The following is a 26,314-nucleotide window of genomic DNA, read 5'->3' on the forward strand; positions in this document are numbered from 1 at the left end:
CCTTCGCGACGAACAACCAACTTTTTGCACGCATAAGATGTATGAAGGCGCGTGACCTATATATCCGCTAGAAAAGGGTGCTATGGATGGCAAATAACATACTGGTCATTGAGGATGAGGAGAAAATAGCGCGGCTGCTGCAACTAGAGCTTACGCACGCCGGATATACAGTCGAGATAGCTATGGATGGTTCCGAAGGGCTGCAGAAAGCATCGCAAGGATTGTGGGATCTCATCCTGCTCGATATTTTACTGCCTGTTCATAATGGTTTTGAACTCATTAAGGCATTCCGTGCCGCGAACAACGAGACGCCGATTATTGTCGTAACCGCCTGTAAGACTACGGAGGATATTGTGAATGGATTTGACTTGGGGGGACATGATTATGTCACCAAACCCTTTCACATGGAGGAGCTGCTGGCTCGGATTCGTGCCTGCATCCGCCATCATAAACGATTGCATGACACGGGGAAAGACCTTAAACATCATGATTTCATGGCTTATTCTTTGAAAGAAACGACGATAAATCTTAGAACAAGACAAGTGATGCAGTACGGTAAGAATATCGATTTGACGCCAAAAGAATTTGAACTTCTACTCTATTTCATTGAGCATCAGAATGAGGTTCTTAGCCGCGAACAGATTATGAACGATGTATGGGGATACGATTTTTTGGGAAATTCGAATTTGGTCGATGTCTATATCAGATACTTGCGTAAAAAGCTGCTGGCCCCGTACCCCGTAATTAAAACAATTCGCGGTACCGGATACTGTTTGGAGGTGAGCGGAGATGAAGATTAAAACAAAAGCCTCTTTACTGTCTTTTGTATGGTTAATCAGTATTCTGCTTCCTCTCACCTTCGCTATCTATGTTCTCTATGCCAGAATGGAGAAAGAGGAGGAAATCGCAACTCTGGAGAGTGCAGCGAATATCATTCTCGAAAATACGAGTCCAACCGAATTGCTCCAAGAAGGCAATACTCGTATTCTAAGGAAGTACCTCCCTGACCACACCATGATCCGGACGCTCGATCGATCTTCAGAGGTGATCAACCTGGCTTCCCATACTTTCGAATTTTTCGTCGTTCCTCCCAAACATACCGATTCCCCGGAATCTTACTCGCAAGAAGTGAATCATGAAACCATACTTATCGTCCGAACGCCGATTCGCCAAGGAGCGAACATTCTCGGAACGTTGGAACTCGTCTCTGAAGCTAGCGAGTTGAAAGAAAATTTATACCGCTTAGTCAGCATTATGTGCGTCGTAACGCTGACAGCTATGTTGATCTCTATTTCTGCAAGTTTTTTATTGTCCAAACTGATCTTCATGCCGCTGTCCCGCATGGTTCAGACGTTGAAGGAGATCCAAACGAATCTCCAAATCAAAAAACTTCCATTGAATCATAAATCGAAGGATGAGCTTTACCAATTATCCGAAACATTCAATCACTTGATGGAACGTGTGGAGACAAGCATGCAGAAACAAAGACAGTTTATTTCGGACGCCTCGCATGAATTCAAAACGTCGCTCACGATTCTGGAAGGATATACTTCGTTAATTCGCAGATGGGGATTCGAGGAAATTGACCTCCATAAGGAGGCCTTAACCGCTATACATGAGGAATGCATTCGAATGAAGCATGTTACTTATCAGTTGTTAGAATTAGCCGACCTCGAGCATGAGGGGCAGCTCACAATGAGCCGTTTCGATCTTGCCGCTCTGTGCAAAGAGAGTATTCATCTGCTGCAGCCTCTTTCCTCCAAAGAAATCAGGTTTATTTCTTCTGAACATCATCTCATCATAGAAGCCGACAAAATGAAAATGAAGCAAGTGATCCTCATTATTCTGGACAATGCGATGAAATACGGCAAGCAGCTTATTGAAGTCTATCTCACCAAGACAGATTCATCGATAAGCATTCGAATCAAGGACGATGGAATCGGAATCCCACCGGAGGAATTGCCTTTCGTTTTCGAACGATTCTATCGGGTAGACCGTTCCAGAAACCGGCAAACGGGCGGTTCAGGCTTAGGATTATCGATTGCTAAACGTCTCGTCAACCAACACCAAGGGACCATTGAAATACACAGTGAACTCGAAAAAGGTACAGAGGTTATTATCTCTTATCCCGAAATGATTTCAACTGCAAATCCTTTGTAAACACCAGCTTATAGCAGAGCACGCTCAAAAGAATACTAGTAATAGCGGCAGAACCGGTAAAGGAGAAAACGATTAAAATTTGGTAGCGCACGGCCTCAACCGGTTCGGCTCCTGCTACGATCATTCCTGTCATCATGCCGGGAAGTTGGACAAGGCCCACCGTCTTCATACCGTCGATCGTCGGAATCATGCTGAATTTCACCGCTCGTTTTCTAACTTCGTGCAAGGCTTGTCCTGCGGTAGCTCCCAGCGATAATAACGCTTCAATCTCGCCTCTCGAAGCCAGAACTTCTCTTTTGAGTTGGTTAACAAACAACCCTGAAACAATCATGGCGTTTCCGATCGTCATCCCGCTAAGCGGTATGATGTATTGCGGAGTCGGTTGAATCAGATGCAGCCCCAGCAGTAAACCCATCATAACGATCTCCATCGTTGTTATTGAAAAGGCGATCCGCCAAATGATTCCGCGCATTCCGTCGCCTCGCTTGCCTGCGTTCCATGATGCGACGGAAATCATAAGAGTAATGATGATCAATAAATACCAAATATTATTGGTTTGAAAAATATACTGCAGGACATACCCGATAAATAGCAATTGCAACGATGATCTGATCGTGCCAATAGCGATTTCTTTTTCTAACCCCAGTTTCTGCCAAAACGAAATTAGCATCGTTGCCATAATAAACAGCAAAGTAAAGCTAAGGGACAACAATGTCATGGCTGAACCTCATTTTCGTTGTACTGGATGAATGTTCTTGCCGACTCTGTAGCCGGCTTTCGAAAAAATTCCGCAGTGGGCGCATCTTCCAGAATAGTGTTACTCGACATATACCAAACCCGGTCACTGGTACGTGCCGCTTGTTCCAACTCGTGTGTAACCCAAATCAGTGTTGTTCCTTCACTTGCATGCCACCCCTGCAGCAATTTCTCTACAGCCCTTGTACTAATCGTGTCCAATGATGACGTAACCTCGTCAAGAAGAAGCACGCCTGGGCGCAACAGCATGGAACGAATCAGAGCAATTCGCTGCATTTCCCCACCGGACATATCGCTGGCTTGCTTTTTTATGTCCAAATGTTCAAGCCCCGAAGCCTCTAATAATTGGTCTGCAAGCTTTCGGTCAAAAGGCTGACCGTGCAGCCGGCTTGCCACGCATAAATTGTCCTCGATGCTGCCCGGCAGCATAACGGCTTGCTGGGCAACATAACAAATTTGTTTTCTCCAATGTCGTGGCCCCACCTCTCGAAAAGAGGCCCGCTCATAAATCATATCTCCCTCATCAGGCGTGTTCAACAAAGCCAATGTGCGCAAAAGTGTGCTTTTGCCTTGTCCGGACGCACCGATTAGAGAAATTCGTTCTCCTTGCTGCATATGTGCGGAAATACCGGCAAATGTGTATGGAGATTTTGAATTTTCCTGATCGTATGAAAGCTTAGCTAAATCATGAATTTCAAGCATTGCATGTTCCCTTTCAGGTCTTTCGAGATTTTTAATTTTTCATAAAAATATGTACTTCCTTATTTTAGCACCCTCTTAAAATGGGTCAACCTAAGAATACTTCGCAAAATTTCAATTGGAAAAAGACCGCCGTTCCATCAACGGCAGCCTTGCTCCAGTCGCTTCTTTGATTCATTAACCACTTAACGCCGAAACATGTTTCCGCAGCTTCATCGTCTCGATGCCGGCCAACAGCACGATGCCGATTCCATGTGTATCGTTCAGCTGCCACGAAAGCTGGTCCTTGTAGTACAGCTTATTAAATGAATAGCCCGAGCCCCGGCAGACGCCATACACGTTTCCATATTTGTCGATCGCATAGCGCGTCAAGCCGTCCCAACCTTTCAGCACAGCCTCCACATACGGAGCTGCCTCTTCCAGCCAGCCGAACCGGACGCCTCTGGCGAAAGCGTAGATGAACATCGATGTGCAAGACGTCTCCGCATACGACTGCGGATCTGTCAGCACTTGATGCCAAAGGCCCTGAGTCCCCTGCAACCGCTTGTAGCCTTGGCACAGCTCGCGGAAAAAAGCCATGAGCGCCGGGCGGTCCGCATGCCCGGCCGGCATAACGGCCAGCAGCTCCGTTAACGAAAACAGCACCCAGCCGTTGCCCCGCCCCCAAGGTACGCCATTTCCTTTGCCGAATTTAAAATCGAAAACATGATGCATAATGCCCAGCTCGGGTATGAACATCAGCTTTTTATAATGTAAAAACTGCTTCGCCGCATCATTTAGATACGCCAAATCGCCTGTAAGCTCATAGTACTTGCTGAGAAATGGCGTACTCATATATAAATCGTCGCACCAGACCGTGTCCTTCATGAAATCGGTCGTTCCCCGTGTCCGGTACAAAGTCCCATCCTCAAGGCGGCTCTGCTCCAGCGAGATGTAATGGGCTATGCGTTCGGCTGCCGCCTCTGCCCCTGTCAGCGCCCGGAGTTTGTGAGCCTCCAGCATAGCCGCACCGAATGAGCCGCAATCGTCCAGACTGTCGATCAGCGCCAATTGGTGATTCACGCCCGGCGATTCATACTGCTCTTGGTCCCAAACACTGTAGGCGTGCAAGGACGTGCACTGTTCGATATGATCGGCGGCATAATTCGTATAATGCGGATCCTTGAGCTCTTCGCCTGTTCGCAAAATGCCGTAAAGCGTCACCCCGAGCGGATAGTTCCATTTGCCGTAGATGGCATTCTCCAGATACGGCCGTATCCTGGCTCCGGGCATATCGGCACGCCAGAATGTGCGCTCTCCATCTGGGCCGAACACTGCATCCATACGGGTGATGACCGATGGCGGAGGGGCGTGCTCAGCGGAAAAAGGCCCCGCATACAGCCACCCGTCCCGCAGCCCTTCAACCGGGTAAGGGGCGATTCGCCTCACAGGAACGGCTGCGTCTCCCGTTCCACCTTTGATCTCCAGGCTGACGCCCCAAGCCGCGCCCGCGCAAGTGGAACGGACAACGAGATCGTGGATTCCGAACGGGATCGGAAATATCAGGTCCAGCGGACCTGCGGACGGCTGCTCTTGCCTCTCATACACCGGAGCGCCGTTTAAGTACACGGTCAGTAGACCTTGGTACTCTCCTGTAAACCTGACCGTTTGCATACTCGGGCTTCTATTTTCCAGCTTCGTCCAAGCATAAGCGATCTGCCCTCGCCGCTCTCCATAAATTCGCGCAAAGCACCCGGCACTCCATTCCTGCGGCGTCCATGTCATTTGCGGATACCATTGATCCAGGATTGCATCAGCACCGTTTTCCTCCCCGGCTCCAGGCATGACTTCCCATGCTGCCGTTTGCGGGCTGCTGTACACCCATCCCTCTTGGCCGTCCCGGTCCGCTGCAGGGGCAAGAATGTGCATCGGGAAGCCTTTTATGCTTCCCGTTCCGAACTTGCCGCCACAGCCGGTTGCGGTTTTCACAAATTCCAGAACAATGTGGTTCCAGCCCTTGCCGAGCCCCGCACGGAAATAGCTGCTTCGATCCGGGAACACGTCATCATTCAGGTTCGATGCAAAGGCCTGCGTCCCATTCACCAAGATTCGTACGGGACTATAGCAGCTCACGCTGAACGGGTGCTCAGTCTCTCCGTCGCTCCACAGCTTTCCCCATACGTAGACAAATTGCCCGTCCTCCAGCTTCGGCCATCTCAGCGCCAGGTCCATTTCGTAGCGGTAATCCGCCCCGCGCCGGAAGCCCTCCGCCCTGAATATCCGGTAAACCGGCGGATGCTTAGGATTAGCGCCGATAAACCTTCCGGCAACGGTCGCCAAGATATGCGCGTCAGATTTCGCTTTACCAGCGATCGATTCATTTTGGTGAAAATACGAATTCTTGTTCATCGCTTCCTCCATTAGATCGGGATCTCGCCGCCGGGGTACAGCGTGGAGCTGGACAACCTTTTGGGCTGCGGCAGCGGAGTTCCGGACGGCTTCTCGGTCACATCATGAGGCTGGCTGGCATAAATCGCCATCGACTCATCATTAAAAATAATTACTTGCTCGCTTCCGCTGCCGAACAAATCGGCATGTACGGCATAGCCCTCAAGCGGAAACGAAACCACCGCATTCATCTCACCGTCATACAAGGTTGGAAACACGCCGCCACCGCGCCGATAAGCTAAAATGTAATCCGGCGCGCCCTGCTCCCAGCCGCGAAGAGGCTCAATGATGGTCAGCCAGCCGTCCGTCTGGCGGTCTTCCTTCCAGATCTCTTGACCCTCGCTATCCAAAAGAAACAGCGCGTCTTTGCCTTTCAAGCCCTTGCCGTCATCTTCACGCACGAGACGATCCAGCCCGGCGATCTGAAGTCCCGGCAAGTCGCTGCGGAACCGTCCGAGTGCGATATGCTGGGACTCGATCGAGCCTTCATAACGCCAAAGCTCTTGACCATGGCGGTCATACATGACTGTGACACTGCCGCCGATCACCAGCTCCGGCTCCCCGTCTCCGTTGACGTCGCCAACCCAAATACAGTCTGCGTGATCGTCCAAATCCCGGCAGCTCCACAAAAGCCGACCATCGTGATCAAGCAGGTCATATCCGGCCATGACCTCATCGAGTCCGTCACCGTCGAAATCGTAAACCCATGGAAAATGCCCCGGATTGCCTTCATGTTTCCACAGCAGATTAAACTCGCGATCGAGCGCCCACATCGTGTGGTAGCGATCTTTCAGGATAATATCTCCAGCACTATCCCCGCCGGTCAAATTCGCTACAATGATGCAATCATGAGCCTGCTCGCCAGGCAGCTCATGAATAGCTTTTACCTGTCCGTCTTGACCGTCCAAGATGACGAATCGATCGTTCATCACGCATAAGACTTCTAAACGGCCGTCACCGTCAATATCGGCAATTTGCGCCGGATAATCCGAGCCTTGACTTCCAGCTCCGGGGTCCGGTTTACCGGTTTGCCAAAGCAGATTGCCTTCCAAATCGAACGCCGTCAAGCACTGTACCTGATGGGGAATGTACCGCACATCCTGGCGGTTGTCAGGCTGCACCAAGAGCACTTCCATCCGGCCGTCTCCGTTCAGATCGCCCAGCAGCATTTTGCAGCGGGGACCCGCCGCCCGAATATCGATTTTTCCAATGAGATGTGGTTCCTTCAACGTTTGTTGCATCCCGTATCCCTCCCTGTGTTGGTGGTCCCTCGTTTAAACGTTATAAACGCGTGCACAAACAGCGTAAACAACATTCCATCTGCCTACAATCGTACTTTTTTGAACCGCACAAAAAGGGACTATGCATTTTTTTGCCGGGTTGCCACTTTCTTGCTCGCAACAGCTGCGTTCCCTTCAATCAAGGAGAAGCTCGGCTTACTGTACTTGCAGTTCTGCACCGTTCAAGGGAACTCTATTCCCTTATTTAGACGAGCAGCCCAATATTAAGAGCTGGAGGGGACTACAGGGCCTTATATCGCGAAATGTGACTCCATCCTGCTCAAAATGGCGAAATAGCGGATCCTAGTTCCCACTCCCCCGCCCAAAAGGCTGTTTTGGGCAAAATAAAGCCCTGTAGTTCCCCCTAAACCGAAACGCCCCCACTATGATCGACTACACGGGGATTATGGCTTCGGCTGACTTTGAGATGCAAAAAAGAACTGATTCCGAATCGGGGCCAGTTCTTTTTATGACATCTTTACAGCTGCTTCTGCTCCCCGCCCTTCACTTCTAGCGGCTGCCCGTCAACGCTGAGCCAAACGCTCAGGAATGACGGGTTATACACGAAATCCATCGCTGCCGAGAATTTCAATTGTTCAAAAGCTTTCGTATAATCGACGATCTCCATGTTCGTTGCATACCATATTTCGGGCCTGCCGCCGGCATAAGAACAAAATTTTTCGATAACGTCCCAGTTGTTGTCCTGATCAAATTCGTAGCTGTGCCCCCATACGTACATGAGGTACAAATACTGCGTCTTGTGCAATCCGACAAACGTTTCCGCTTGTTGCATCAGCTCATGTTTATGATGGCAGGTCGGCTGCCATTCATGCCAATCGTCCGGCATGCCGAAGTGACCTGAGCTGGGAACGACTCTTGCGTATTCAATGCCGAGCCCCGGCAGCAGTTCCTTGATTCGGCGGTTGTAGGAGCCGTTCGGATAGGACATGCCGCGTACCGTATAGCCGACAATGCGTTCCAGATTTTTGCGGTCTTCCAGAACTTCATGAAGGATGAGCTCTTGAGGACACCTTGCAATCGTCGGATGGGTCAGCGTATGCGCCGACACTTCATGACCTGCGTAAAGCGTCCGCACCTCTTCCTCCGATACTCGATCCGGCATGCCGAATAACCCTGAATTGATATGGAAAGTACCTTTAATACCGCTGCGATTAAAAATGTCCACCAGCCGCTTGTCGGCGTTTCGGCCATCGTCGTAGCTCATGGTCAGCGCTTTATGACGCCCTTCGGGAAAACACATGACGACTCTTTTCATGGATAAATCCTCCTCATCGCGTCGCTGCGCCGGATAACATCGCCGAAAGTAGGAGTCATTCGCCCCTTCCACTAGCGATAGTCCTCCGGAATCGTATCCGGAATGAATTCCAGCGCGATAATCGTGTTCAATGACCATTGTGCCGCCTCGTTCGTGTTCATCCAATCGATCTCTTTGAGATTATCCACATGCGAGACAACAGCGGAATCTTTTTGCAGATCGACACGGGCAAACGGGTTGCCCAGCAGAATGGACCAGCATGTACGTGCTGTTTCTTTGTCCTGCTTATAGTGGGCGCCATAAGCAACGATCGCCGCACTAAGCACAGGGTGTTCGAAATGCTTGGTGCTGATATCTCCTTTCGTCAGCTCATCCTTCTCTTCCTGCGACTTGTTATAATACACACCGAAATCGGCTAGCATTTCCTCCCATTTCGGATCTTTCAGCATGCCGGCGAGTTCAAACCATACCTGCGGGCCGCCCATACAAATCGCCAAATGCCGCCCCCAGTTATCATCGCCAAGCGGCGTCAGAACGCCGGTTTTCGGGTCGTAGCCATAGGTTGGACCGGAGATCAACCCATAGTTCGCGCCTTTGATGCATTCGATTCCCACCATAATTTTATCCTGGTATGCGGTGTCTTCATAACGCTCCCAACGGGTCATCCAGTTGGAGCTGAAGGCCGCCCAATCGGGGCCTACACGAATATGGGTCGGGTGCTCATCCTTCGGAAAGTAGGCCCGCATCGGGTCCAAATTGACCGTCGTGAAGTCCGAATCCTTCACTTCGTCCATCATATCCCCGATCCGCTCGTCAGCGGTCAAATAATAGTAATAGCGGTGCAGCCCCGCCATGGCAATGCGGGCTTCTTTGCAGCCGCAGCCCCAATGAACCACATTATGCCGCGAGCCAAGCCCGGCATATTCGCCGAAATGGTACACATCGACTTCGCTCGTGTGCCGGGTCATCGCCTCCGCCATGCGGAAAATATCGTCCCGTCCCGAGCGCAGAAACATGATCCACAGCCACATATTGGGCGCCAGCTCGGTATTTTGCCAGGCGCAGCCGCCGAGATCGTAGTTCCATACGTGCCGGACCGGGTCATAGCTATGCATATAATCGCCAAAGTCCCAGAAACCGTACCATTTGCGCTGCTCCACCTCATCCTGGTAAAAGGCAATGATGCCATCCAATCGCTGCTCCAGCGCTGCCTTCACCGGGCTGCTCCGATCAGGAAGGCTCCAATAGCCAAAGGCATGAGCCGCATGATAATGTTCCGGTTCGCAGACGAGCATAGATGGGTCTTGCGTCTGCGCCAACATGCTATCCAGCAGCTCGGGACTTGGTGCGGCAGCCAGGCTCCACAGCGTCATCTCGCTCGTATTCGCGATGCCGTACGGCGTGGCCCGAAGCTCCTCCGCGCCCTCATAGGACGACTCCACATGCGTTTCGGTATCGTAATGGCGGAGATCCATCGGCGCACAGTCCGGCGACCACAGCCACACCGTCAATGACGCTTCCGCCTCTGCCATGCCGTGCACATCAAAGCCGGATGGGTGCTTCTCCCAAAAGTTGCGCAGCCCGGCAGCCAAGCCGCCGCCTTCACCGCCAACGTAGCCGAGCCCGCCTGCACGCCGCCCATCCGTCACCTTCACCCAGCTGCAGGACGCTTTCGTCTGCTTCCAGATCCGGTAGTGGTCCGACGAATCCTGAACCAGCTTAAAATTGTTCCACGTTGCCGAATCATCCAGCAAGCTTAAGAAATAAGCGTCATCCTGCGGGTCAAAGACAACCTCCTTGCCTAGTGTCTGGCGCTCAAAAAGCTCCCGGTACTTCCCCTTCGTCCGCCGCGTATGCAGCGTCTTCGGCGATTCGCTGAAGTACCCGTTATCCCCGGCAAAGCGGACATGCCGGTTATAGTGAGCACCCCGCATCGGCACCTTGAAACGGATGCCAAGCCCTTTGATATAATCCTCGTTCGGGTTGCCGTCATAGTGGAACGTATGAACAAGCCGGATTGACTCAAGGCCTGCGTAGACATACAGCCGCAGCGAAAAAGGCAGCCATTCCCGCGATCCGTTCACCGCGCGGTGCCTGCCGCTGAGCTTCACCACGGCACGGACCGGGCCGTCCTGCTCCACAACCGCCTGATGGATGCGGCTCTCGAACGGCTCCTCCGTAAGCGTCCGAGTCCCGGACACTTCTGTGCGAGCTTCCTTCAAGCAGATCAAATCGCCTCCGCTGCACACTTCGGCTCCTTGGCGGACAATGCTGCGAAGCCAATACCCACCCTGTTTGCCCAGCGTGCAAACCATAACTCCCGTATCCAGCGTAATCGTATCGTCCGTCTCTCGAACGATGACACCGCTGTCCGGAGCAGGCCCGCTTCCTTTGACAATGGAGAAGTTGTCTATCGAACCGTCTGGAACTGCCGCCGCATGGGCCGACCATTTGACACTGCCATCCGGCCAATAAGCTGTCGGCCAGCTTTGCAGCGGGATGATGCTCTCGCCGCCTGCTCCCGCTAGAAGCAAGGACTCCGACCGGCGCAGCTCGCCCTCCCTCCACGGTATTCCCCAAGTCACGCCGACCGGCATGGACGCCATAGTGTCCTTCGATAACCAGTGCAGCTTCACTTTCATTTCCGTTGCCATATCTATATGCATCTCCCTTATGATTCATCGGTTCAGGAGCTTCGGCTAAGCTCCCGGTAGCGGGTCGGCGTCATGCCCTCCAGCTTTTTAAAAATCCGGTTAAAATAACTATGCTGATAGCCGACTTGATCGGCGACATCGCTGATCCTCATTTCAGACTCGCGCAAAAGTTCTTTCGCTTTCTCCAAACGCAGCTCCGTTAAGTAGTCGATAAAGTTTTTTCCCGTGACCTGTTTGAACGTCTTGCTGAGGAAAAAAGGGTTGGTGCCGGTATGATCCGCACAGTTGTCGAGAGAAATATCGTTCATATAATTTTGCTGCAAATAAATCATCGCTTGCTCGATCATGCGCTTGACCTGTGCATCGGAGCGGCCTGTCAGCTCCTTCTGGAAAGGGACGATCACCTTATCCTGGAACCATTTCAGAATCCGTTGAGGCTCCCGGATCTGGGAAAGCTGCTCATACAAATTTGCCCCTTTAAACAGCCGGTTCGGGTTAATGCCAGACACCATAATGGCGTGTTGGACATTGCCAAGCAAATGCAGCATGCCTTGCTGCACGTCAATTTCCTTCGCTCCTTTGCAGGAAAGCGCTTCAAGGAACGATGCCAGCATGGCGTGCGCATCGTCGTCCCGGCCAGTACGAAGCGCCTGAATCAGCTCCCGCTCCAGCGCAAACGGGTATTGCGGCTCCGCAGCCTCATCGCCTTCGAGATAATCCTTCTCCATATCGATGATCTGGTTTGCATTTTCAAAATAGCGGTAGCTGACTGCCTGTTTCGTCCTGTCAAAAGCAAGCGGAACATCCGAAACGGACGAAACGGGACGAGAGATCGCGATGGTTACGCGCATTTTCAGAATGCGGTTGATAGACTGCGTCAATTCTTCACTGAACGTTTCAAACGCTCCCGCGAGGGATTGATTTTCCGGTGTGATGAGCAGGAGTCCGGCTGTGAGGTCATGAAAATTCAGCGTGTCGCACTGCTCGAAATGGCAGGAAGCAAGTTCCTTGATCATGTTGACAGCCGCAAACGTTACAAGCCCCTCGTCGCCATGGCGGAATGTCGCATCCATACTGGCCATACCGACTAACTGGACATACAGCACAGTAAATTGCCGATTTCTCACATCCCATTTAAACCGCTCCATGCGGCGCAGCAAATCTTCCTCGGAGTAATCGTTCAGGTAGCCCTGCAGCAATTGGTGCAAAAAGCTGTCTTTTACGTGTGGCAGCTGCTCCGCAAGCTTGGTGTTCAGCTCAAGGCTTTCTTTATGCAGGCTTTGCCACTGTTTTTCGATCAAGCTGAACTCATCTTCCCGGCCGGCCCAGTTCGCATGGCTGCCAAGCAGGGTGACGAGCCGTTTGACAGGCAAATAAATGCGACGCGACGCCAGCCAGGAGAGCAGAGCCGCCAGCAGGAGCGCGACCAGACTTACGGTGATGATCAGCTTGGAAATAAACACCACAGGCTTGATGATGCTCGTAATCGGAGATGCCGATACATACGTCCAATCGTCCGCGATTCTGGACAAGCTGCCATAGGATACCGTGTAGGTCGTCCCTTTATAATCTAAAAAGAAGGAGCCTTTGGGGGAGCCCAAAGAGTCGATTTTTTCCCGTAAGGCCATGACGAAAGGAGAATTGGAAGCGCTTCCGCTAGCAGAGACATAAAGCTCGCCGGCATTTTGCAGCAAAAAGGTTTCCCCATCATCGTATGGCGTCATCGTTTTCAGCAGGTTAGCAATTTTCTCATTATCAAATCGAAACACCAGCACGCCAAAAGGCTGCAAGCTGCCCCCCGGAATATGGTGAACAAGCGTTAAATCCTTCGTATCGGGGTGGCTCGTATCGAATGCCCACTGTGTCCAGTAGGTAATATGTTTGCCGTGAATCAGCTTATCGTACATGCCGGATGAAGTCTGGTTATCGAGCACGGTATATTCCGGATTAAAAAGAACGGAGCTCGAACCGCCGATATACAGCTCCGCCTTCTTCACCAGCGCATTGGAGCCCTGCATCGCGATAAGCGTTCTCGTAATATCCTGCGTTCTTTCGAAATTTCTCACGAAGTTGAAACCGTTCAAGCTGTAATCGAATTTATTGTCAAACGCCCAGTGGGATAGCAGCAGCTCCAGGTTGCTCAGTTGGTCGTCCATGTTTTGGGAACGTTGTTCGATTTGCCTGTAATGCAGCTGCAGCAGCTCGCTTTCAACGCGCCCGCCGGCGATCCAATACACCAATGCGCCCATAATGAGTCCCGGAATGCCGGAAACGATAAAAATCATGATCAGGCTTTTTCTAAAAAAGCGGCCTTTTCCGCCATCCGTCCGGCCCTGCATTTTACCGAATCTTGCTTTTACGGCGCTTAGGAGCATGCTCTCACCAACCCATTCGTTAGTTTACCTTCAAGCGAATGACGCTATAACTTCGAGCTTATAACGGAAACAAGACGGGAGGAAGTTAAATTTCAGAGTTTTTCCCATACTTTTCCGACTTCTTACTGTTGTATCCTGCAAGTAAGGCACCCAAGTCCCGCCAGTCAACAAGCGGAACCTGAGTGCCTGAATGCGGCTCCTCGCCTAGACTATTCGGCTATTACTTTTTCACAGCGGCATAAAGTTCGTTCATTTCTTTCACAAGGTCGTCTCCACCCGATTTCTTCCAAGTCTCAAATGCAGCTTTCAACCCAGCCTCGTCCGTTTGACCGACGATGAATTTGATTCGCGCATCGTTGACAATGTTATCGAGCTGCTGGCCTTTTTGCGAGTATACTTGGGAAATAAACGGCTCCGCAGGGTTAGCCACGATAAACTGCTCCGCTTCTTTTTGAATTTTCGTCGTTTGCAGGCGAAGCGGCGTTTGTTTCACTTTCAGCCCGCGATCTTCCGGAATGAACGGCAGCATTTGGTTCAAGCCTTCAACTTCAGACTCCAGAAGCGCTGTATCTTTGCTAGGCACAATGGCGTCGCCTTCCTTCGTATAGTGCTTGCCTTCCAAACCGTATCCGGCTATTGTGGTGAGCTCCGGTGAATTCATTTGATCCAGGAATTTCAGCACGCGCTTCAAATCGTCTTCCGTTTTCACGGACGATTTCGGAATGGCGAGCACGCCTGCGAAACCGGAAGTAGGCAGTGCTTTGAGACCTGCTTTGCCGGTGACGCCAATCATGTTATCAATATAGTGAACGTCCGGCTTGTCCTTGCCTTCCTTCGCAAGCACCTGGTGGATTTTATCGTCCAATCGCGCCGCATTGTCCGTAACGTCAATGATAACGCCGGCTTGATTATTGACGACAGGATCGTTCCATTTCGCCGAATCGAATACGGCAAAGTCCTGGTTGATCAACTTCTCATCATACAGCTTTTTCATAAATTTCAACGCTTCCAGATATTCCGCAGTTTGATGCTCCGGCATCAGCTTGCCATCCACAACACCCCATTTGTTCGGAGAACCGAACCAAAGCTTAATAATGTCAAAGCTGCTTGCCCACTGACCGGTCCATTTCACCATGACCATACCGTAAGTGTCATCCTTGCCGTTCTTATCCGGATCTTTCTCTTTAAACGCTTTCAACATGTTGTAGAAATCGTCGATTGTTTTTGGCGGCTGCATGCCGACCGCTTCCAACCAGTCTTTACGGTAGTTGATGCCGTTTCGGCCAAGCGCGCGTCCGCGGTAAACACCGTAGTTTTTGCCATCGATGGAGGAGTTGTTCATAATGACGGAGTTCGCCTGACTTAGGGACGGGAAATCCTTCAAATACTTGCCGACTTCCCAGAACGCGCCGGACTTCGCCGCATTCACAAAGCTCGGATTTTTCACATCAGGCACATAAATGATGCTGGGCAGCTTGCCGGAAGCGAGTGTGATGTTGAATTTATCCGGATAAGATGCGTTCGGCACCCACTCCAGGTGGATATTCGTATTGGTCCTTTTCTCAATTTCCGTTACAACGGGACCATCGTCTTTCGGGAAGTTCGTTTTGAAAATCGGGAGCATGAGCGTAAGATCCAGCGGTGCTTGCTGCTGTGCAGGAGTAGCGACTGCCGGAGCGGACGATGCCGCTGCCGAAGGAGTGGTTGCTGCTTCCTTCCCTCCGCTGCTGCAGCCTACTATTGTTGTCATTGCCATCGTACTGACTGCTGCAACGGAAATCCATTTTTTTGAGTTCTTTTTCATGTGATCGCTCCTCCTTTAAAATAGAAACTAATACATTATCGCAATCCGTTTACCCTTTGACCGATCCAATAAGGACCCCCTTGGCAAAATGCTTTTGCAGGAACGGATAGACGAGCAAAATAGGGATGGTGCCGACAACGATAACCGCCATTTTGATCGGCTGCTCCTGTTGTTTCACGAACTGCGGATCGACCGTGCTCATATCGCCGGCCGCCATTTGCGACAGCAGCACGATTTGTCTCAGCATGACCTGAAGCGGCCATTTGGCCGGATCGTTGATGTACAGCAGGGCCGAGAAGAAGTTATTCCAGTGGCCGACCGCATAAAACAAAGTGAATGTGGCCAGCACCGGCATGGATAACGGAAGAACAATGCGCCAGAGCAGACCGAGCTCCGTGCAGCCGTCGATTTTGGCCGCTTCCTCCAGCTCTTGCGGGAGCTCCTGAAAAAAGTTTTTGACGATGATCAAATTAAAGGCGCTGATGGCTCCGGGAATCATCAAAGCCCAAAACGTATCGAGCATATGCAGTTCGCGAATAACGATATAAGTCGGAATCAGACCGCCGCCGAAGAGCATCGAGAAAACAATCATATTTAATACAGTATTTCGGCCCATAAGCCCTTTTTTGGATAGAGCGTAGGCCATGGTTACGGTAAAAAACAGGTTGACGATTGTACCTACGATCGTTACGTAAAGCGACACCCAAATACTTTTCAGAATCGTATCCGTTGAAAAAATAAACTGGTAAGCCGATAAGGAAAACGTTTTGGGAATCAGAAAGACCGCTCTTTGCGTTAACTCCGTATCCGTAGCGAACGAACCGGCCACCACATAGATGAAGGGTAGAATGGCCACGATACCGATAATACCGAGCAGGATATAGTTGCTTACATCGAATAGGGTTCCTGAGAAACTTCTGTATTTTTTAGACAATGTGCCTCTCCTCCTTCAGCTAGTAAATCCCGGGTTGGCCGAAGCGCTTTGCCAGCCAGTTCGTGCCGAGAACGAGGATAACGCCGACGATAGCTTTAAATAAGCCCACCGCTGTGCTGTAACTGAACGCGCCTTGCGTAATCCCCATCATATAGACGTAAGTATCGAATACTTCCGCCGTCTCCCTGTTCAAAGGATTGAGCATCAAGAAAATTTGCTCGAAACCGTTATCCATGACTTGCCCCATCCGTAGAATGAGGAGAATGACAATCGTACTTCGAATGGAAGGCAGCGTAATATGCCACATCTGGCGAAAGCGGTTTGCCCCGTCCATAACGGCAGCCTCGTATTGTTCGACGTCAACACCCGCCAGAGCCGCAAGGAAAATGATCGTGCCGAATCCGCATTCCTTCCATATCGTTTGAATAATAATCATCGGTCGGAACCACTGGGGACTGGCCAGAAAATCGATTTTCGCACCCGTGTGCTCCTGCAGCATTTCATTGACAATCCCGCCTTGCGTGGTAAGAAACACATACGTCAAGCTGGCCACGATAACTAAGGATATAAAATGCGGCACATAGATCAGCGTCTGAACGGTTCTCTTGAAAATCGCCAAGCGCACTTCATTTAAGAGCAGCGCCAACACGATCGGTGCCGGGAAGAAAAACAGCAAATTATATAACGAAAGCAAAAGCGTGTTGCGAAGCAGCATGAAAAATTCAGGGTTTGTGAAAAAAACACGGAAATGCTCCAACCCCACCCAGTCGCTTTTCCAAAAGCCTATGAAGGGCTGATAGTTTTTAAAAGCAAGCAGTACGCCCCACATCGGGACATATTTGAAAATGATGAAATATAACAACCCCGGAGCTAAGAGCAAGTACAACCATTTGTCCTTGATCAATCGTCCCATTACCGTGGAACGGCGCATTGCTTGCTCACGGGTAGCGGGTTGCGCAATTTCTAATGGATGAGGTGCAGCTGCCCGTTTCATCCTCTTCACCTCCAAGTAGTTGATCGCCTCGCGAGCGGTGTAGATTCAGTATGCGGCTTGGCGCATTTTCCGCCAATCGGACATTTTTGTAAGCCTTTCCAACACGCTGTTTGCGCCCAAAACAAAATAATGCAAACCCGATAAAACTGTTGAAATCCCCCAGAAGAGGCCAAAAAACAAAGAAGCTAAGCACGTATAAGCTGCTTAGCTCCTTGAACACTCTATTCACTTTTTCCCGGCTTCGCATTACGGCAATGGACAAGCTTCCTCTAACTCCATAATGGCATTCGGCAGTTTATCTTCAAAACGGTTCCAATCCCCGAGCATTTCGTCATCGGTTAATAAGCAGGCATCCAAAGAAGCCACAATTTCAGCCCGATCCATTTCCATGCCGATAAATACGACTTTATTGATGCGATCCCCATAAACAGCGTCCCAATGCGTAATGAGATCAGCATCCTCTTCAAGTACAGCTTCTCTTTCCGCATCGGGAAGTGCAGACACCCAATATCCTGCGGGTCCGAAGCGAACAGAAGGTCCTGCCTGGCTCAGGTTCTGCGCATAATCATTTCGGGTAGCCAGCCACATCATCCCTTTGGCTCTAACGATTTCCGCAGGCCAATCTTCCATCCATCTCATCAGCCGCGAAGGCTCGAAGGGCCGAACTCTTTCGTAGACGAAGGAGGAAATGCCATATTCTTCGGTTTCCGGCGTATGGCTTTCCTTCGCCATTTCCTTCATCCAGCCGGCGGATGTGCTAGCCTCATCGAAATTAAACAGATGCGTATTCAAAATTTCCGCAGCCGCCACCCGCCCATGGACGGAACGAATAAATTTGGCTCTAGGCTGCAGCGTGCGCAGAACGCCTTCCAGCTCGTTCAGTTCATCTTCATCCAACATATCGCATTTATTCAAAATCAGGATGTCGCAGAATTCAATTTGATCAATCAGAAGATCCACAACTTCCCTTGTGTCCTCTTCGCCAACGGCTTGGCTTCGATCAAGCAGCGTTTCTCCCGAGGAATAGTCCGTCCAGAAGCGGTAGGCGTCTACAACGGTTACCATACTGTCCAAACGACAAAATTGAGAGAGGTCAATGCCCTGCGCCTCATCCTGATACGTGAAAGTTTGGGCTACCGGCAGCGGCTCGCCGACACCGGTCGATTCAATCAGGATATAGTCGAATTTATTCTCATTGGCAAGCCGCTCCACTTCTTTCAACAGATCATCGCGCAAGGTGCAGCAGATACAGCCGTTGGACATTTCAACCAAGCTCTCATTCGTCCGTGACAATCCGTTGCCCTCCCGAATCAGCCCCGCATCGATATTGACCTCGCTTAAATCATTGACAATTACGGCAACTCGCAGGCCGTCGCGATTATGTAAGACATGGTTTAACAAGGTTGTTTTGCCTGCTCCTAAATAACCGCTTAGAACGGTGACGGGAATTTTATGGTCTGACATCGTGATTCTCCTTTTAATTTGTAATTCTTACGATTTATACGGAATTAACAAGCAAACCGACGGTTTGCTGATGTATCTTTTATTCATTCAACGCTTTCTTTAATGCTTCCAGGTTATTGGTCATAATACCGATGTAATCCAAGTTTTGCTTCTTTTCTTCATCCGTCAATCCTTCCAAAGGATTCAGCACAGCCGTTTTCGCATTGAGTTCTTTGGCGATGGTTTGGGCTACTTTCGGATCGACTAAAGTTTCAAAGAAAATCGTTTTCACTTGGTTTGCTTTCGCAAATGTAATAATATCGGCCATTTGGGCAGGGGACGGTTCTTCTTCAGGAGAAAGTCCGGCGATTGGCACTTGCGTAAGTCCATATTGTTTGGCCAAATAACCGAATGCCGCGTGCTGTGTGACGAAATCTTTCTGCTTCACTTGTCCAAGACTTGTACGGTAGTTTTCATCCAATGCTTTAAGCTTCCCGATATATACATCCGCATTTTTTCGGTAATCCTCTTTGTGCGCTGGATCCGCTTGAGACAAGCCGGCTGCAATGGATTCCACTTCTTTTTGCGCAAGCGCCGGATCTAACCAGACATGGGGATCCATCTTTTTGCCTTCAGCCGCCTCTTTATGGTCTTTGTCCTTATGATCCTCATCTTCCTCCGGTAATCCTTCCATTAGTTCGATGCCTTTGCTTGCTTCAACGACAACCCGCTTCTGATTTCCTGCACTCGAAAGCGCTTGTTCCGCCCAGCCTTCAACGATTCCGTTGTAAACGAACACATCTGCATTCTTCACTTTTTTCATATCTTTGGCGCTGGGCTCCCAATCATGCGGTTCCGCACCGGCAGGGATTAAGGCAATGACCTCAGCATGATCGCCGGCTACTTGTTTGGTGAATTCATACATCGGATAAAAGGTTGTCACCACGCTAAGTTTCCCATTGCTTGAAGAAGAACTAGCGGCACAGCCTGATAACAGCAGCGTTGATAAAGCGGTGAAAGCGAGTGATTTGACTAGCCAAGATTGTTTCATGTTATTGAATCCTCCATTTAGGTATGAATTTTTTGATGCCTAAGCCGGCAAGCAAAATGATTAATAATAGAATCGCTATCGTCCCGCCCGGCGGTGTGCTCAGTTCATAAGAAGCCGTGAGCCCGGAAAACACGCCAAACAGTCCGATCCCCATCGCGATAAACAGGGACGAAGTGAAGCTAGGCGCAATGCGGATAGCTAGTGCAGCAGGAAGAATGATAAGTGCGGAAACCAGCAGCACGCCAACGATAGGCATAGCTGCGGCTACAATCATGCCGGTTATGACGCTAAAGCCAAGCGAGATCCATTTCACCGGCAGTCCATTCGTTTTGGCTGTATCTTCATCGAACGTAATTTGATACAGCGGCCGGCGAAACAGCACGAAGAACAAACCGCCGACGAGGGCAACGGCGAGCATGAGCCCAAGCTCCGTTTCGTTCACGGCGACAACAGAACCAAATAAGTAGGCGGAAAATCCCTTGTTGATACTTTGGTTGAGACTCATGATAATCACAGCGGAAGACAAGCCTCCAACCATAATAATCGCGACAGAAATCTCACTGTACGATTTATAGGACCTCCTCACATATTCAACGGCTATCGCTCCCAAGGTCGCTACGACAAATCCGGCTATGGTAGGGTTGATGTGCAGATAAGCGCCGCCCGCCACACCGGCCAAGGAGACATGGGAAAGCATGTCGGCCATGAGCGCTTGTCTCCGCAGCATCAAATACACACCGAGAACTGAAGCGATGACGGCAATTAACCCACCGGCACAAAATGCCCGCTGCATGAAGTCGTAGTGCAGCATTTCCATCCGCCTTCCTCCCTTCTCTCCAACTCAATCATCCGGTCCAGATAAGGGGCTACTTCGGCAAGATTGTGCGTCACCATAACAACGGTCCGCATGTGATCTCTCACTTGACCATGCATCAGTTCGTAAAACTTGAACCGGCTATCTTGATCCATTCCCGTCGTCGGTTCGTCGAGCACCAGCATATCCGGCTCTTGCGCAAGAGCTCTGGCAATGCATATTCGCTGCTTCTGGCCGCCAGAAAGCTCGCCAATTTTGCGTTTTCGCAAATCCCACATGCCTACCTGCCGAAGCGCCGCCTCTGTCAACATATCGTCTTCCGAACAAAGTTTACGGAGCCACGGTCCGCTTGCGTATCTGCCTGAACGAACAAACTCAAGAATCGTGCTTGGGAACCCGCTGTTAAAAGCTGCAATTTGCTGCGAAACGTAGCCTACCCGAAGCTTCTTCCCCTCAATATTCTTTGGCGAAAGAAAGACGCTCCCTTTCCATGGCTCAATTAAACCCAACATGAGCTTCAGCAGCGTTGACTTCGCTGCGCCGTTAGGACCCGTCACGACTACAAACTCGCCGGACTGGATCTCCACATTAGCATCTTCCAGACAGGGAATGTCGTTATAGCCAAATTCCACCTGATTTAATGAAGCAACTAACATTCGCACAAACCCCTTTGATTTATATGTAAGAATTACGAATTAACATCAAAAAAAGAATGCCCTCAGCAGCTAATCGATGATTGCCACCTGTAATTTTTACGAACAACAGCCGTTAATAGTAATATTTACGTTTACAACGACAAATATATCCTCTTTGTATGACGATGTCAACAACGAAATCTTTAGCCTTGCAGGGATTCATCTTTTATACTACAATTTAATTCGTAATAATTACATTTATAAATGATAGCAAAGGAGTCCTCTATGAGTAAAGTGCCCGTCATCGTAATCAGCGGATTTCTAGGCAGCGGTAAAACGACCCTGCTTCTTCGCATGCTCCGGGAAGCCGCCGCCTTTCAACTTTTGCCTGCGGTTCTGATGAATGAGTTAGGGAAGCAAGATGTCGACGGACACCTTCTGCAAGAGGCTTCTCCCGATCTTAACCTGGCCAAACTGCTCGATGGCTGTATCTGCTGCAGCAAAAAAAGCGATATTAGCGGTTCCATTAAACAACTGTTAATGCGCAAACCGGACGTCATTCTCATCGAACTGACAGGTGTCGCGAACCCGGAAGAAATCGTCGATGCGCTAACTGAGCCTGCGCTGCTTCCTCATGTGAAGCTTCATCAGGTAGTCACTGTGCTTGATGCTGAGCACGTGCTTGAATATAACAGTATTTTCGCATCGGACCGGGAGCTCGTTCATACGCTTAGAAGACAGATGGAAGTGGCCGACCTGCTTTTGCTTAATAAAACCGATCTGGTCACAGACAAGCAGTTAAAGTCCATCGAAAAAACAGTTCGTAAATCCAATGAACGCTCCCTATTATTGCACACGACGCACAGCCTGTTTGATTTAAACTTTATTTTCGGCGGTCTGTCATCCAGGCAGCAGCAGCCGTCAAGCTCACTCGTTTTTAACAAAAACATGGGCCTGCAGGCTGTGAAAACGATAAAAGAACCGAACAAGACGGCCGAACGTCCAGCTTCTTTCTCACGTATCCAAACCCTTGCCATCCCCATTGAGGATGATCGACTGATTACAAAACGCTCCGTGGAACTTTATTTGGCAAAATGGAGGAAGACGCTTCTGCGGGCTAAAGGGTATTTGCGAATCGGCAATGGCGATAAACGCGAAGCTTATCTTATGCAATTTGCAGGCAACCGCACCCATTGGCAGCCGACTGCTTTTCAAGGGACGCCTTATCTGATCCTCATAGGCCTTGATCTGGACAGGCATTCTCTTGAAGATGACTGGAATAATTATCAGTAAGGAGTTTTCTCATTATGCCAAGTGTTTCTCTGGCTCATTTCCTGCAAACCGAACAAATGCAATCATTTAAAACTATTTTTGTCAGCATCCTGCTGGAAGCCATTCCCTTCATTATTCTTGGCGTGCTGCTCTCGTCGCTGCTGCAAACGTTTGTATCTGAACAAACCATTCGCCGGTTTATTCCGAAGAACCCTATCCTCGGCATTTTGTTTGCCTGCTTGCTCGGCATCCTTTTCCCGATGTGCGAATGCGGTATGATTCCCGTTGTACGAAGGCTTATACTCAAAGGAATGCCTGTCTACATTGCCGTCGTCTTCATTATTACGGGGCCTATTATTAACCCTGTTGTTTTTGCAGCGACATTCATGGCATTCCGCAATCATCCTACTATCGCCTATTCCCGGATGGGGCTGGCTTTTGCCGCGGCTGTTATCATCGGACTTATCCTCTACCGGTTTATCAAACGCAATCCGCTGCGCAACAGCCGCGCCAACTTTTCGAATCAAGAAGATTGGGAAGGTCATCAGCATCAAGGAGGAGGCATTTCCAGCAAAATCAACACCTTTTTCGTACATGCCTCCAATGAGTTTTTCGAAATGGGCAAATATCTTGTCTTCGGTTCCATGCTTACGGCACTCATTCAAATTTTTATGCAGCGCGAAAGTCTCCTTGCGATCGGCCAAGGTCCGCTCAGCTCTCATTTGTTTATGATGGGTTTCGCCTACATTCTTTCTTTATGCTCTACCTCGGATGCATTCGTAGCTTCATCTTTTCAGACATCGTTTACATCCGGCTCTCTGCTTACATTTTTAGTATTTGGTCCCATGTTAGATTTCAAAAGCACGCTCATGCTGCTCTCCGTATTTAAATCCAAATTTGTGCTCATTCTTTCTGTGCTCATTATCATCACGGTGCTCGCTTGCTCACTGCTTTTTGAACATTTATTTTTGCTATGATGGAGGAATGCCCATGAGTCAGGTTCGCTTAATCAGTTTTCATTATTTTTTTCGCACCTTGATTTTGCTCGGATTTTCCAGCTATATCGTGGTCCTTGCCAAATCAGACGCTCTCCAATTTTACATAGCACCGCGAATGATGATTTTTGTAAAAGTTGCTGCTGTCGTGTTATATATCATTGCCTGCTTTCAAGGTTATATGGCATTGCGTGCCTATTGGGGGAAACCGGTAACCTGTGAATGTGAACAGCCTGTTTCCCGCTCAGCATGGCGTAATACTGCTGCCTATGGGCTGCTAATTTTGCCGCTGTTAATTGGCTTTCTGCTCCCGGATACGGCCTTAAGCTCTGCGATGGTTGCTGCCAAAGGGATGAATCTTTCCGCTGCCAAAACATCGATCACGAAGCCAAGTATACCCTCAGGTGAAAATCCGTCCGGCCAAGGAGAAACGGCTGCTCCCGCTTCCACGCCTGCGCCTGCAATAGCCCCATCCGTTTCCAATTCGGAGACGCCAGCTGTCGCGGAAACAGATGCCGACCTGCAGAAATTATTCCACGCGGACAACGAATGGGACGAAGATTTTGCCAAAATCGGCATGATTCTTTATAAAAAGGATACCATCGTCGTAAAACCGGAAATCTACATGGAAATCCTTTCGTCGATTGACCTTTTTAAACAAAATTTTATCGGTAAAAAAATTGAACTCTCCGGCTTTGTCTATCGTGAAGACAACATGCCAAGCAATCAATTTGTCGTTGGGCGGTTTGCCGTTAGCTGCTGTTCCGCGGATGCTACGCCCTACGGTGTCATGATCGACTTCCCTACAGCTCAGACTTACCCCAAAGACATGTGGGTCAAGGTCACCGGTACTATTCAAAATGGCAGCTACAATGACAACGATATTTTCGTCATCAAAGCTACTAACATTGAAAAGATCGCAGCACCAAGCTCACCCTATATTTATCCGAACTTTGAGCCGCTGAAAGAGCTTAACTAAGCTCTGTAATGAAATCTTCATTAACGGACTCTTGAAAACTACGTGTGGTAGGGTACTGTTTTTACAGGAAATTTGGTATATAATAGAAGTTCAAATGTGGCGAAACTTGTCGATTTCTCGTCGATATTTGTCTATTTAGTCCAAAGGAGTTATCCAGTACCTATGCTGCACGAAATCAAAGCAAACCAAAGGAAAAAAATCAGCTTAGCCACGCTTCTGACAGGGCTGGTCTGCCTTTCCGTCCTTTTGACTGTAAGCATTCTGCTCGTTGCTTCCTATCAATCCAAAAAAAGATCGCTGATCGACACTACGCTCACTTTGAACTTTTCAAGCGCAAGCAAAATGAGCCAGACGATCAACTCATTGTTTAAATCCATGCGAAGCAGTCTGCAATATTCGTCGAGCATCTTTTCAAATGTAAACGCTATGAATCCAGATGAAGTATACGCTAGTCTCGAATTAATGCGTCACAGCAGCAATTACTTTAATTCCATTTCAATCGTGGATGAGACGGGCCTTGTTCGGAATGTGTCTCCCTCGTCCATTGGCACTGCTGGAAAATATATTACAACAGAAGCGGCGAAAGCCGCATTGGCATCGCAAAAGCCCTACCTCTCCAAACCGTACATCGCTGCAAGCACCAATCGCCTCATCGTCTTTATGAGCGAGCCGTTATTCGACAAAGAAGGTATTTACCGCGGTTTCATCGGGGGCACGCTCTACCTGCAGGAGTACAATATATTGAATATGATTTTCGGGAGCAACCCGACAGATAAAGTAGGCTCCTATTTTTACATCGTCGGATCGGACGGTCATCTGCTGTTCCATCGCGACACAACACGGTTAGGCGAGAATATAAGCGCTAATCAAGTCGTTAGCAAGCTTATTCAAGGACAAAGCGGCTATGAACAGATGGTCAATTTGCATGGCGAATCTTTGCTGGCGGGATACGTCAAGGTTCCGGAAAATGGCTGGGGCGTCGTTGTCGTGTCCCCAATCAGCGTCGTGTATGAACAATTAATACGTCATATAAAATCCATGCTGTTGTACATGATGCTCCCGTTCTCGATATTCATGTTAATCGTCATCGGGCTTGCGCGCAGGTTAGCACGGCCATTCATTTCCTTAGCCGATCTGGTTGGCAAAATCGGTCGGGAACATGTCGATCTGCCTGAAGGAAAGCAACACTGGAACCGTGAGGTCGATTTGTTATCGACAGCAGTCAGATATGCATTAACGGCTATTAAAAAACAGACCGATCAATTGACGCTCGATGCCATGACAGATCCGTTAACCGGGTTGACAAACCGCAGAACGCTCGAAGCCATCATGCATAAGTGGATAGAGGAAGGAACTTCCTTCTCTGTCATTATCATGGATCTTGATCGATTTAAATCAATTAATGACACGTATGGACATCAAGCAGGGGATGAAGTGTTGAAGCATTTCGCGAAAATAGTGACTTCAACCGTTCGGCCTAGTGATGTGTGCTGCCGATTCGGAGGCGAAGAGTTCATTGCCCTTATTCCACAAGCGAATGCCGAAGAAGCTTATCTTGTGGCCGAACGAATTCGCATTACGCTGCAAAATAGGGATAATCCTGTAGGGAAGCCCATTACGGTCTCGCAGGGCATCGCCCATTATTCTTCCCACTCAGACTCGGCTGAAGAGCTGATTCATTTGGCCGACCAGGCCTTGTACAAAGCTAAAGAATCCGGTAGGAACCGCACCATTATTGCGGATATTGGGGGAGAATAACCGGACCG

At 49.6% G+C, this 26,314-nt stretch carries 20 protein-coding genes; 6 read left to right on the forward strand and 14 right to left on the reverse strand.

Annotated features, from left to right (window positions below):
- Window positions 1-86 precede the first annotated feature (86 nt).
- Together GC097_RS28550 and GC097_RS28555 are read left to right on the forward strand one after the other, a co-directional pair.
- The gene (locus tag GC097_RS28550) at window positions 87-800 is read left to right on the forward strand and encodes a response regulator transcription factor (RefSeq protein WP_171686673.1); all 714 of its coding nucleotides are present in this window, start codon (window positions 87-89) and stop codon (window positions 798-800) included.
- A complete protein-coding gene (locus GC097_RS28555) occupies window positions 790-2,160 on the forward strand; it encodes a HAMP domain-containing sensor histidine kinase (RefSeq protein ID WP_171686674.1) in 1,371 nt (456 codons plus the stop codon). The genes GC097_RS28550 and GC097_RS28555 overlap by 11 nt, the downstream gene beginning before the upstream one ends.
- Here GC097_RS28555 and GC097_RS28560 read toward each other — a convergent pair.
- From GC097_RS28560 to GC097_RS28625, 14 genes are all read right to left on the reverse strand, one after another.
- Window positions 2,117-2,878 (reverse strand): ABC transporter permease, encoded by a 762-nt coding sequence (locus GC097_RS28560; RefSeq protein WP_171686675.1) that lies wholly within the window; start codon window positions 2,876-2,878, stop codon window positions 2,117-2,119. The genes GC097_RS28555 and GC097_RS28560 overlap by 44 nt on opposite strands.
- The gene (locus tag GC097_RS28565; protein ID WP_171686676.1) at window positions 2,875-3,618 is read right to left on the reverse strand and encodes an ABC transporter ATP-binding protein; all 744 of its coding nucleotides are present in this window, start codon (window positions 3,616-3,618) and stop codon (window positions 2,875-2,877) included. The genes GC097_RS28560 and GC097_RS28565 overlap by 4 nt, the downstream gene beginning before the upstream one ends.
- A gap of 174 nt (window positions 3,619-3,792) precedes the next feature.
- Complete coding sequence (locus tag GC097_RS28570; protein WP_171686677.1) at window positions 3,793-6,003, reverse strand: glycoside hydrolase family 88/105 protein; 2,211 nt, start codon at window positions 6,001-6,003, stop codon at window positions 3,793-3,795.
- Between the two features lie 11 nt (window positions 6,004-6,014).
- Window positions 6,015-7,283, reverse strand: a complete 1,269-nt coding sequence (locus GC097_RS28575; RefSeq protein ID WP_171686678.1) for an FG-GAP-like repeat-containing protein — start codon at window positions 7,281-7,283, stop codon at window positions 6,015-6,017.
- A gap of 517 nt (window positions 7,284-7,800) precedes the next feature.
- The gene (locus GC097_RS28580; RefSeq protein WP_171686679.1) at window positions 7,801-8,598 is read right to left on the reverse strand and encodes a polysaccharide deacetylase family protein; all 798 of its coding nucleotides are present in this window, start codon (window positions 8,596-8,598) and stop codon (window positions 7,801-7,803) included.
- A 71-nt stretch (window positions 8,599-8,669) separates the two neighbouring features.
- Window positions 8,670-11,252 (reverse strand): exo-rhamnogalacturonan lyase family protein, encoded by a 2,583-nt coding sequence (locus GC097_RS28585; protein ID WP_171686680.1) that lies wholly within the window; start codon window positions 11,250-11,252, stop codon window positions 8,670-8,672.
- 32 nt (window positions 11,253-11,284) lie between these two features.
- Window positions 11,285-13,627 carry an AraC family transcriptional regulator gene (locus GC097_RS28590; protein WP_171686681.1) on the reverse strand — a complete coding sequence of 781 codons (2,343 nt, stop codon included), beginning with the start codon at window positions 13,625-13,627 and terminating at the stop codon, window positions 11,285-11,287.
- Window positions 13,628-13,847: 220 nt separating this feature from the next.
- A complete protein-coding gene (locus tag GC097_RS28595) occupies window positions 13,848-15,431 on the reverse strand; it encodes an extracellular solute-binding protein (protein WP_171686682.1) in 1,584 nt (527 codons plus the stop codon).
- Window positions 15,432-15,480: 49 nt separating this feature from the next.
- On the reverse strand, window positions 15,481-16,365 hold the full coding sequence (locus GC097_RS28600) for a carbohydrate ABC transporter permease (RefSeq protein WP_171686683.1): 885 nt from the start codon (window positions 16,363-16,365) through the stop codon (window positions 15,481-15,483).
- 19 nt (window positions 16,366-16,384) lie between these two features.
- The gene (locus GC097_RS28605) at window positions 16,385-17,296 is read right to left on the reverse strand and encodes an ABC transporter permease (RefSeq protein ID WP_246294521.1); all 912 of its coding nucleotides are present in this window, start codon (window positions 17,294-17,296) and stop codon (window positions 16,385-16,387) included.
- 309 nt (window positions 17,297-17,605) lie between these two features.
- Complete coding sequence (locus tag GC097_RS28610; RefSeq protein ID WP_171686685.1) at window positions 17,606-18,823, reverse strand: GTP-binding protein; 1,218 nt, start codon at window positions 18,821-18,823, stop codon at window positions 17,606-17,608.
- A 79-nt stretch (window positions 18,824-18,902) separates the two neighbouring features.
- Window positions 18,903-19,853 (reverse strand): metal ABC transporter substrate-binding protein, encoded by a 951-nt coding sequence (locus GC097_RS28615; protein WP_171686686.1) that lies wholly within the window; start codon window positions 19,851-19,853, stop codon window positions 18,903-18,905.
- Between the two features lies 1 nt (window position 19,854).
- On the reverse strand, window positions 19,855-20,670 hold the full coding sequence (locus GC097_RS28620) for a metal ABC transporter permease (protein WP_171686687.1): 816 nt from the start codon (window positions 20,668-20,670) through the stop codon (window positions 19,855-19,857).
- Window positions 20,616-21,323 (reverse strand): metal ABC transporter ATP-binding protein, encoded by a 708-nt coding sequence (locus GC097_RS28625; protein WP_171686688.1) that lies wholly within the window; start codon window positions 21,321-21,323, stop codon window positions 20,616-20,618. The genes GC097_RS28620 and GC097_RS28625 overlap by 55 nt, the downstream gene beginning before the upstream one ends.
- A 264-nt stretch (window positions 21,324-21,587) precedes the next feature.
- Here GC097_RS28625 and GC097_RS28630 point away from each other — a divergent pair, with 264 nt between their 5' ends.
- The 4 genes from GC097_RS28630 to GC097_RS28645 all read left to right on the forward strand — a co-directional run bounded on the left by GC097_RS28630 (window position 21,588) and on the right by GC097_RS28645 (window position 26,306).
- Window positions 21,588-22,595, forward strand: coding sequence for a CobW family GTP-binding protein (locus GC097_RS28630; RefSeq protein WP_171686689.1), 1,008 nt, complete (start codon window positions 21,588-21,590; stop codon window positions 22,593-22,595).
- Between the two features lie 14 nt (window positions 22,596-22,609).
- Window positions 22,610-23,551 carry a permease gene (locus tag GC097_RS28635; RefSeq protein WP_171686690.1) on the forward strand — a complete coding sequence of 314 codons (942 nt, stop codon included), beginning with the start codon at window positions 22,610-22,612 and terminating at the stop codon, window positions 23,549-23,551.
- A 13-nt stretch (window positions 23,552-23,564) separates the two neighbouring features.
- Entirely contained in the window at window positions 23,565-24,548 is a 984-nt protein-coding gene (locus GC097_RS28640; RefSeq protein WP_171686691.1) for a TIGR03943 family putative permease subunit, read from the forward strand.
- 162 nt (window positions 24,549-24,710) lie between these two features.
- Window positions 24,711-26,306: a sensor domain-containing diguanylate cyclase gene (locus GC097_RS28645; protein WP_171686692.1), complete on the forward strand. Its 1,596-nt coding sequence runs from the start codon at window positions 24,711-24,713 to the stop codon at window positions 26,304-26,306.
- The last annotated feature ends 8 nt before the right edge of the window (window positions 26,307-26,314 follow it).

Source organism: Paenibacillus planticolens, from assembly GCF_013141725.1.
GTDB classification, from domain to species: domain Bacteria; phylum Bacillota; class Bacilli; order Paenibacillales; family NBRC-103111; genus Paenibacillus_E; species Paenibacillus_E planticolens.